Annotated in this window: 10 protein-coding genes; 8 read left to right on the top strand and 2 right to left on the bottom strand. The window is 53.9% G+C overall.

From position 1 onward, the window contains the following. From ACX80M_RS20590 to ACX80M_RS20625, 8 genes are all read left to right on the top strand, one after another. A partial coding sequence (locus ACX80M_RS20590) for a hypothetical protein (RefSeq protein ID WP_459310331.1) occupies positions 1-195 on the top strand: 195 nt, incomplete at its 5' end. A 135-nt stretch (positions 196-330) separates the two neighbouring features. Next, positions 331-1314 carry a GDP-mannose 4,6-dehydratase gene (locus ACX80M_RS20595; RefSeq protein ID WP_459310332.1) on the top strand — a complete coding sequence of 328 codons (984 nt, stop codon included), beginning with the start codon at positions 331-333 and terminating at the stop codon, positions 1312-1314. Between the two features lie 9 nt (positions 1315-1323). Continuing rightward, positions 1324-2286 carry a GDP-mannose 4,6-dehydratase gene (locus ACX80M_RS20600; RefSeq protein ID WP_459310333.1) on the top strand — a complete coding sequence of 321 codons (963 nt, stop codon included), beginning with the start codon at positions 1324-1326 and terminating at the stop codon, positions 2284-2286. Between the two features lie 20 nt (positions 2287-2306). Continuing rightward, the gene (locus tag ACX80M_RS20605) at positions 2307-3404 is read left to right on the top strand and encodes a glycosyltransferase (protein WP_459310334.1); all 1098 of its coding nucleotides are present in this window, start codon (positions 2307-2309) and stop codon (positions 3402-3404) included. A 383-nt stretch (positions 3405-3787) separates the two neighbouring features. Beyond that, positions 3788-5065, top strand: coding sequence for an oligosaccharide flippase family protein (locus ACX80M_RS20610; protein WP_459310335.1), 1278 nt, complete (start codon positions 3788-3790; stop codon positions 5063-5065). Beyond that, the gene (locus ACX80M_RS20615) at positions 5065-6474 is read left to right on the top strand and encodes a hypothetical protein (RefSeq protein WP_459310336.1); all 1410 of its coding nucleotides are present in this window, start codon (positions 5065-5067) and stop codon (positions 6472-6474) included. The genes ACX80M_RS20610 and ACX80M_RS20615 overlap by 1 nt, the downstream gene beginning before the upstream one ends. A gap of 79 nt (positions 6475-6553) precedes the next feature. Beyond that, entirely contained in the window at positions 6554-7591 is a 1038-nt protein-coding gene (locus ACX80M_RS20620) for a glycosyltransferase (RefSeq protein WP_459310340.1), read from the top strand. 312 nt (positions 7592-7903) lie between these two features. After that, the gene (locus ACX80M_RS20625) at positions 7904-9007 is read left to right on the top strand and encodes a glycosyltransferase family 4 protein (protein WP_459310337.1); all 1104 of its coding nucleotides are present in this window, start codon (positions 7904-7906) and stop codon (positions 9005-9007) included. Here ACX80M_RS20625 and ACX80M_RS20630 read toward each other — a convergent pair. Continuing rightward, positions 8963-9268, bottom strand: a complete 306-nt coding sequence (locus ACX80M_RS20630) for a hypothetical protein (protein WP_459310338.1) — start codon at positions 9266-9268, stop codon at positions 8963-8965. The two genes, ACX80M_RS20625 and ACX80M_RS20630, sit on opposite strands and share 45 nt — an antisense overlap. Continuing rightward, positions 9265-9525 carry a hypothetical protein gene (locus ACX80M_RS20635; protein ID WP_459310339.1) on the bottom strand — a complete coding sequence of 87 codons (261 nt, stop codon included), beginning with the start codon at positions 9523-9525 and terminating at the stop codon, positions 9265-9267. Before ACX80M_RS20635 ends, ACX80M_RS20630 begins: the two co-directional genes overlap by 4 nt. Between the last annotated feature and the right edge of the window lie 239 nt (positions 9526-9764).

A 9764-nucleotide genomic window follows, 5' to 3' on the forward strand; every position in this document is an offset into this window, starting at 1 on the left:
TGGCGTATCTCCGCCCAATCATCCAAATTGATCACCTTCCATAATGGTCGGTGGCCCTGTTTTCAAATGGCAGAAGTGGTCCTGTTTTCGGTTGGCGTTAACATCATCGCTCGCTTGGCCCGTCACGAGACCCGTGAGGTGTCGAACATGTTAAATATTTCACCTATGGCAGCACACAATCGCGAACTGGTATGACACCTAGTACTGTTACTTACAGCGTCTGGGGGCGCGGGCTCGGGAGCTTTCTTAGCTGCAGAACTTGCCGGAAGCGGCGTCGAGCGTCGCCCAGTACGGTCAGAATGCTCCCACCGCAAAGGAATCTAGATCACCATGAAGCGCGCACTGATTACAGGGATAACAGGCCAAGACGGGTTGTACCTCGCTGAACTGCTCCTGAAGAAGGGATATGAGGTTTTTGGACTCATTCGAGGCCAGAACAATCCCAAATTTGACCTCGTACAACGCGAGGTCCCTGGCGTAAAACTCCTTACAGGTGACCTGACCGATATTTCCAGCTTGGTCAGGGCGCTCAATGCATCCAACCCAGACGAAGTTTATAACCTTGGTGCTATTTCTTTTGTCGCTTATTCATGGGAAAACGCGGAAGTAACTTCGGACGTCACCGGTAAAGGTGTTCTCAACATGCTGGAAGCAATCCGCCTTTGGGCGGGTGACGACTTAAGTCGCGTACGCTTCTATCAGGCGTCGAGTTCCGAGATGTTTGGAAAGGTGCAAGCCGTTCCGCAGCGTGAAGATACGCTTCTTTGGCCTCGGTCACCATATGGTGTTGCAAAAGTCTTCGGTCATTACATGACAATTAACTATCGTGAGTCGTACAGTATGCACGCCTCCAGCGGCATTCTTTTCAACCACGAGTCGCCCCGGCGGGGACCTGAATTTGTGACCCGAAAAATCACCACAGCTGCGGCCCGCATTAAGCTTGGTCTGCAAAAAGAACTTAGCCTAGGCAACATTGACGCTCAACGGGACTGGGGCTTCGCCGGAGACTATGTTGACGCTATGTGGCGAATGCTTCAGCAGCCGGTTGCCGATGATTATGTCATTGCGACGGGAGAAACTCATTCGATCCGCGAATTCCTGGATTTGTCCTTTGCGGCCGTCGGAATAGACGATTGGTCGGCTTACGTTCGCCAGGACCCGAAATTCATGCGGCCTGCAGAGGTGGATCTTCTTATTGGGGATCCGGCCAAGGCCCGTGACGTTCTGGACTGGAAGCCCCAAGTTACCTTCCCGGAACTGGTGCAGATGATGGTTGAGAGCGACTTGCGGGCACAATCGGGCCTCGCGAGCTAGAGGCTGTCAGTGCGAGCACTCATCACAGGCGTCACAGGCCAAGACGGTAGCTATCTCGCGGAGCAACTTGCTGGAAAGAATTGGGAAGTCCACGGCTACATGCGCGATGGGAGTCATTGCCCTGAAATAGCGGGGATGGTTCGGCATCTTGGTGACTTAGGTGATGAAGCCCGCCTCAAGGGAGTAATCGCTGATGTCGAGCCGGGGGTTATTTTCAATCTGGGCGGTGTCAGTTCTGTCGCGGAGTCCTGGAGAGATCCAGAAAATGCTGGTCGTATTTCTGGACTGGCGGTATCTACCTTGCTGGAGGCGGCGTGGCAGCTCCAAGAACGGTCAGGCCAAGCCGTACGCTTCGTTCAGGCCTCAAGTTCGGAAATCTTTGGCGCGGCTACACTTTCGCCTCAGTCCGAGACAACGCCTATCGCACCGTTGAACCCCTACGGGGCAGCTAAAGCCTTTGCCCATCATCTAACCAACGTGTATCGCTCACGAGGCTTGTGGGCCGCCAACGCGATCCTCTTCAACCACGAATCGCCGCGGCGCCCGGAATCTTTTGTAACTCGAAAGATTACAATGGGCGCTGCGCGGATTGCGCTAGGAAAGCAAGACAAATTGTTGCTGGGGAACCTGGATGCAAAGAGGGACTGGGGTTGGGCCCCGGATTATACCGATGCCATGGTCAGGATATCTGGCCTAGATGAAGCCCATGACTTCGTCCTGGCAACGGGAGAGATGCATTCGGTCCGTGACTTCGCTCGGCTGGCCTTGACGGCGGCCGGTATCAATGACTGGACCAAGTATGTTGCTGTGGATGACCGGTTCTTGCGCCCGGTCGATGCACATGAAACCCGCGGTGACAGCACTTTCTTGCGTGCGCAAACAGGGTGGGAGCCCTCAATGTCATTTGAGCAAGTCGTCCAGTCCATGGTTGAACATGATCTGGAATTGATATCTCGCGCCGCCCATGATTAGTAGGATACGGAGAAATTTCAGTGAATGGACTTATCGTTCATGAATGGCTAGAGCCTAACGGTGGCGCTGAAAAAGTCGTGGAAGAGCTGGCCGAAATATTTCCAAATGAGCAAATCTTAGCTGCATGGAACGATGCTCCTGGCCGATTTGAGAAGGGGCGGGTCGTGGAGACTTGGCTTTCTCGGACGGGGCTCAGAAGCAATAAGGCGCTGGCTATGCCGTTCATGTTGCAGGCATGGCGTTCTTTGCAGTACAAGAAAATTGACTGGGTTTTGTGTAGTTCTCACTTGTTTGCACATCACGCAAGCTTTCGGCATCCCAATCGAGACGTCCGTAAATATGTCTATGCATACACGCCGGCCAGGTACATCTGGAACCCAGAGCTGGATCAGCGTGGTGATACTCGCTTCCTGCGAGCTGCGTCCAAACCTCTCCAAATAATTGACCGTCAGCGTGCACAAGAAGCCACTTCAATAGTGGCAATCAGCGAGTTCGTACGAGAGCGTATTCAAGAACATTGGGAGAGATCCTGTGATGTAATATATCCCCCCGTAGACGTAGAATACTTCGCCAAAAGCTGGACTAGCGAGTTGACTGCCGATGAGCTAAGCGTCATACATGCGCTGCCAGAAACCTTCGTACTTGGCGCTTCGAGGTTTATACCATACAAACGCTTGGATCAAGTTATCAGTGTGGGAGAAGCAGCCGGTCTGCCCGTCGTCCTTGCCGGCGGCGGTCCGGAGGAGACCGCTCTTCGCAAGATCGCCGCTGATGCCAAAGTCCCAGTCACGTTCATAGCAAGTCCCTCTCGTGCCCTGTTAGCCGAACTTTACGCGAAGGCGCTTGCATTTGTCTTTCCGGCCGTCGAGGACTTTGGAATCATGCCAGTGGAGGCAATGGCCGCTGGCACACCTGTCATCGCCAGCAAACGAGGGGGGGCAGCTGAAACAGTCATCGACGGAAAGACTGGCTCCTTGATTGACTTCCGCAGCACTAGTGATGCTGTGGCCGCTCTTGAATTTGCTCAGACTAGCTCGCCCACCGCCTGCCTGGACCAAGCTCGTCGGTTCGATCGATCAGTCTTCCGCGCAAGCATTGAGGGGTGGGTGGGATCTTGATGTTCCACGGACTCGGCCTATTTACGCGGCCTCACTTGTTGGCGTGTCGGAGCTCAAAAACAAATCCAACAGTCCCGCACTCGATCGGGTCCCACAAGCGCGCGGGGGCGGGAACGGGCGGAGTGGCCTTCCTGGTCCACCGATGGCGGTCGCTGTAATGCTCAGGCGACTCAAGTCGTCCGGTCGACACCGATTGAGTCGAGGCAGGCTCGTAGAGCGCTCTGGCGGGACGGGACTTTACCGTGGGTGAGGAACGAAGGCGCGAAGTAGTCAACCGCCGACGTGGGGGCCGCCGCCCGTACATTTCGAACACCGTTCTGGCGGGTTTCAAGGAGAGTGAACCGAGTGCGCTCCGTAGGATACTCGGAGGCCGGCTAGCCTTCTTGGCTGTATCTGCCATTCAGAAGGCGCTGCCTCTGCTGATACTGCCGTTGCTAACGAATATCCTGGGTCCAGAAAAGTACGGTGAGGTTGCCGTACTTATTTCCTGTTTCACGCTGGTATCCATGACCTTTGGCCTCGGCCTGGAAACGATAGCGTACCGTTACGGCAAGATTGCCGATGCTGATGCGCAGAGCTACGTTGTTGCCACGGCCCTACTCCAGCGCGTCGCTCCTATTCTGATCGGGCTTACTCTCGGATCTGCCATCTACCTTATGAACGTCAGCGTGGGCGGGGCCACTCCGATTTATGTAGCGCTGGCAGTCATGGCGGCATCCATCTATTGCTCGGCCTGGCAGTTTCCGACATCCATGGCGAGGGTTAGGGGGCGCCTTCGCAGTTACTTCCTTTATGCACTTACTTACAGCTTCCTTCTCGCCGTGTTCAAACTTTTGTTCGTTCTAGGTCTGAATATGGGTGTGCTGGGCTGGGTAATCGCAGATATCACGGCATCGCTCAGCCTGTTCCTGCTCACATTCCGCGACTTTTTGCCCTTTTTCAGGGGCATTTGGTCCAACCGTCGTATGCTTCGATTCAGACCATCTCTCAGACTGGGCGGTCCGTTAGTGGTCAGCTCGGTTTCACAGTGGATTACCGGCTCTATGGATAGAATTCTCGTGGCTGCTCTTCTCGGGACGGCAGCTGCCGGGCATTACGCGCTGGCCGCACAGGTCGCCACCATCGGTGGAGTCGTCATCACCGAATTGACGAAATACATTCAGCCTCATTTGGCCCCAGAAAGCGAAAGAGATGCGAATCGCGTTCTCGCAAGAGTCGCTCCCAGACAAATACTTCTTGTATCAGTAGCCTGTGTTCTTACGTCTGCGCTGGGAGCATTCATTGCACCAATTGTCTTCGGTCCCGCTTTTGGGAACTTGGGATTTCTAAGCTCTCTTATGGCACTACCTCTCGTGTTCACCGGACTGAGCTTCCTTGGGATCGAGTATTTGTCCATAACACGCGGAAAGACTCGAAGTGTTGCAGTGATCTCTATTCTCACTGCCGGTTTAAGCATCATACTTAATTTCGTTTTTTTGCCCCGAATCGGCGTTCCCGGCGCTGTTGGCACGGTCGCGATAACCTCGGTTATCACTTTTTCGGCTGTTTGGTTTCCGATTATGCGATCAGAACTTGGCATAAAGAGATCTATCCAATTTTTCTGGCCGGCAGCCGTTGGATTGGCTTGTATACTCGCTATTGCATGGATGGTTGCAAAATAATGAAATTGATAAGTCCCGCAGTCGGTCTCAATGCGCTGTTTGGCACGCTCGCGGCTTTCGCAATCCTCGGGGTTTCTGCGCTATCGACGCATTTGACACTGCAGATTACGCTTCTGGGAATCTTGCTAGTTCTTTCGTTCACCGTTGGATCTATCCCACGGATATTGATCCTCGCGGCCAGTGTTGTTCCGATCCTCGCCTTCATCAGACGGATTTCTGCTGGACCTGAAGCCCGCGTCGACTTTGACCCACTAATTCTTTTCCCGTTCATCTTGGTATTAATAGTAACCTTGGGCGGATTCCGTCGGAGCGATGAGGCTCTCCCTGAAAACAGGCAGGTTATAAATCGCCGAATTATGGCGCTTGCCGTTGTCTTTATTATCGCTGTCGGATTTTCCATACTGTTGAGCGGCTCGATCAAGCCCGATGTAATATATTTTGCAACTGCACTTGTAATACCAATCCTGCTAGTTGCCGTAATTGCAACAGGCGGAGTTGTAGATATTTGGGATTCATACGAGCGACTTTTGCCTGTCCTGGGACTTCTCGTGGGAGCTTACGGAATAGTTCAATTCGTCGTATTGCCTCCTTGGGACAAGAGTTGGATGCTAAGTTCTGAGTTGCAGAGTATCGGACAGGCTGCTCCCTTGGCGGTGCGCGTATTTGGCATGTCCGAGTCCCCAGGACCTTACGCTGCCTTCATCGGCGTTGCCATCATTATCTGCGTCGACAGGGCCTTGAAGGCTAATGCTCTTCTTCAAGTTGGATGGTTTGTTGTTGCCGGAATGCTGGTTTTTCCTCTGCTCTTGTCTGGAGTGAGGTCCGCGCTCCTGAGTTTACTTGTCTGTGCCGCTACAGCCACCGTCATACGCGGCAGAGGCATGGGTCGTGTAGTGCCGGTTATATTCTTCGTGCTTGTTGGCGTTGGAATCGACCGCCTAGTCGGTGCTTTCGGTAGCGACTCAACGATCTTGACCGCGGACAGGTATACAGCATTCGATCCGAGCCAGGATCATTCGGTTCAGGCAAGGTTGAACATTTTTGACTATTTGACAAATCCGTGGCCTCACATAATAGGTCATCCCGACGCAGCACCCGTAGATAACCTTCCTATTGATATATTGCGCGCATATGGTTTTCTGCCGTTCATCATATTGATCCTGCTGCTGTTCGTTGTAAGCGTGTCCAGCTTCCGATTAATGAAATCAAACGATTCATCTTCGGTCGGTTTATCGGCACTCTATGTCCTCATATTGGGAATTTCCGGCAACTTATTTCTTTCGTCTTTTGGCATTTTAATAGGCATCGTCTTTGGGACAGTACTGAAACGTGCCCTTGATGCTCATGATGAAGGGTTACTTGGGGAACGTATTCTTAGTCGAAAGATCGAGCTAAATCAGTTGAACTGATCAGCTCGGAGTGCCCTGGAATATGTGATGATCAATGGACAATTTATACACCTGAGAGGCTATTTTAATGCGAGTTACCATGCTTTGTCTGGAGTGGCCGAGTGAGAATCACTCAGGCGGTGTTGCTCGTTACGCTTATCGGATGGCCTCGAGCCTGTGCAGGCTCGTCGATCTTTCGGTAGTGACAGTGGAGGGCGGGGTTGATCTCCCAGGAGCTAAAATCACCAGAATTAGGAAGCCCAGATCTCGATTCGATCGATATTATATCCTTCCTTTCGTGGCGCGCGCGGCTGTTCGGAAGCAGGATCCAGAAGTGGTGCACTCCTTTGGTGATGACTGGCTGCTAAGCCGGCGAAACGTGCCCGTTGTTCGGTCCTTTTTTGGCAGTAGTTGGTCTGAGGCAAAATCCTCTTCCGGGTTGCGACGTCTGAACCATGCAGTTCTATCGCTAACGGAGAAGTACTCTCAGCTAAAGAGCGAGGTTCGCATCGCAATAGCGCCGGAAACTATGGGTATCTTCGATTGTCACCGGCTAATGCCCCCCGTGACCGAGATTGATCAGGTTGAGCGGAAGGCGAGTCGGATCCCGTCGGTTGTTTTCATCGGGTCGTTCCATGGCAGAAAACGAGGCGGGTTTGCCGAGCAGGCTGTGCGGGAGGTTTCAACGAGGGTAGGAAGTGAAGTTCGGCTCACGGTCATCGGGCCGGCATCTGATCGGGAATACTGGCATGCGGACACTAATCATGTATCGGATGCCTCTGACCGGGAAGTACTAGAGATAATTGGTGAGTCATGGGTGCTGGTTTCGCCGTCACTCTACGAGGGTTTTGGAATTCCGGTGTTCGAGGCGCTATCCGTGGGAACTTCGACAGTAGCTTCTGAAAACCCTGGCAGTAGCTATTTTGGTAGTCTCTGCCGTGATTCGGCTGCTCTCTCGGTGGCCAAGTCGGATTCAGAATTTGTAGCAATGCTTGAAGGCCGGATTGCTAGTGGTCCCGTGCTTAGTGATGTGGATTTGGCCGTGAGTAAGGAGGCAGTGCGACATATGCTTGAGCTGGCCTCCATTTCTCGACTCGTTGCCGAGGTCTACGCGCCGTTAATACGGGCGGATAAATAGTACACGTGGGGATTCGTGATGCTTGGAAATGAACTCCGAAAGCAATTCTGTTGTGGTATGAGTAGGGGTCTTGCGCTCTTCCGTGATTGTTTTGAAAGAGGCCCTATGAAGGATTGAACTAGTCAATCTCATGAAATTCTCGGGGCTGGGGGGATTTCTTCTGTGATGGCTTCCTCCCGAACCCACGTGGCCATGGCCGATTGGCAAGCTTTTTTATAGGCGCTTTCACATAGCGTAGTAGATTTCGGGACTCCAGTGGTGGAGCGTAATTAGTAAGTATCGACTGTCTATATTGAGAGGTTGGGTTTGGTCATGACCGAAAGTGTTCCCGTCGGAGCGTCAAATCCCTTGAGTGTATATATGGCGGGCAGCGAGTGGTTTGGGACGCGAGCCGGTGGCCTAAATCGATATTTTGAAGACCTTTATTCTGCTCTTAAAGCAGCCGATGAAGTGAACGTTTCGGCCTTTGCTTTTGGTGAACCCCCGCCAGGTGCCTCAACATGGGGGCCGATGGAGGGATCTACGTTTCAACGGGCTGCTCGTTCTGTAAAGGGGCCGAAGTGGGAACCCGGAATGGTGATTGACCGGCATTTTTGTCTCTACGGGACTAAGCCACGTAAATTATGGAATAGCAGCCCGATGCTTGTTCATTTCCAAGGCCCTTGGGCTGATGAAAGCGCAGTGGCAGGGGAAAAGGATGCAAAAGTTCTTCTAAAACGTGCATTCGAACGACTGCGCTATCGGAATGCCTCAGCATATGTTGTCTTGTCTGAAGAGTTCAAAGGAATTCTAGTCGACAACTACAGTGTCGATGCCGAGAAGGTCACCGTAATACCTCCGGGAGTTGATTTGGAACGGTTTTCCGTTGGTCGCGGTGCTTCGAGTAGTCCGAATGTTTTGTGTGTACGCCGCTTGGAGCGTCGTATGGGTATTCATATCTTGTTGGACGCCTGGGTTCAGGTCCAGGCTGCCATCCCGGAGGCGCGGTTGACTGTTGTGGGAACGGGAAGCGAGGAGGCTGCTCTCCGGAAGCAATCCGAGGCTCTGGGTTTGGCGGGCAGCGTTGATTTCCGGGGGCGGCTTTCCGATGGTGCATTGGCCGGGCTCTACCAGGAGGCCATGCTCACGGTCGTTCCCACAGTGAGCCTGGAAGGATTTGGGTTGATCGCCCTGGAGTCTTTGGCTACAGGCACACCGCCGATTGTGACGAATTGCGGAGGTTTGCCAGATGCAGTGGCAGGTTTTGATCCGTCGCTAGTGGTCGAGTCCGGAAACCGGGAGCAGTTAGCGGATCGCATAATATCGGCTGTCGGTGGCCGTAGGCCTTCAGCGGCCGATTGTAGACGCCACGCTGAATCCTTCGCATGGAGCTCAGTGGCTCAAAAGCATGTTGAGCTCTATCGGAGCATCCAGTAGGAGGATGACTGCAAGCCACGGATCCGTGAATGGATCCGGCACAGCGTAACGCCTTTTTGGCGCTGGCTTTACGGTGGTGGCGCCGGTGACGATGAGGACTTCGATCTCGTTCCACCAACTGCAGAAGGTCCAGTAGAGCTTGTTCGTCTCGGGACGTCCGGTGGCCTCGACTAGGGTTGGGAGCTCTTCCTTCGCGGCGGCAGCATCGGGGAGGGACCCGCTCCGGAGCAGTGTGCCCGCAGCTGTTCTTTGTCTTTTCACACCGCTGAGAGCTTGCCCGTGGCATCGTCAACGGCGAAGAACTCGGCGAGGCGGCTCCTCACGGTTGTCCTCTTGTCGGATCCAGGCACTGGCTTCCGGGTCGCGGAAGAACCGGGGGACCGGAACCGGTGCTCATCAATCCCCAGCATCGGCAGGCTGAGCCTGTTCGCGTCGGGCAGCGTGTTGAAGCAGGCTTCATTCGGCGCGGCACGGACCGTCCACCACGAGACTCCGAACGTCGCGGCGGTCTCGGACACTGCCGTCCCGAGCGGATCACCGCGTCAACGACGTGGTTCCGGAGCCGGCCTGTGGATCGGGCACGGCGCGGGATCTGCGTTGTGGATTCAAAGTACGAGACCGGGGGCCCGGTCCGTTTCTCGCAGTGCCAGCGGTATTGGGGGCTCTTCAAGGTTCCCGGGGAATGGTCTGCTGAGATGATTGCTCATGCTGCCATCCGGGCTGCACTTCTCAAGAGGATACGCGATTTGTAGTTGTC

The sequence above is a fragment of the Pseudarthrobacter sp. MDT1-22 genome (genome assembly GCF_054511035.1).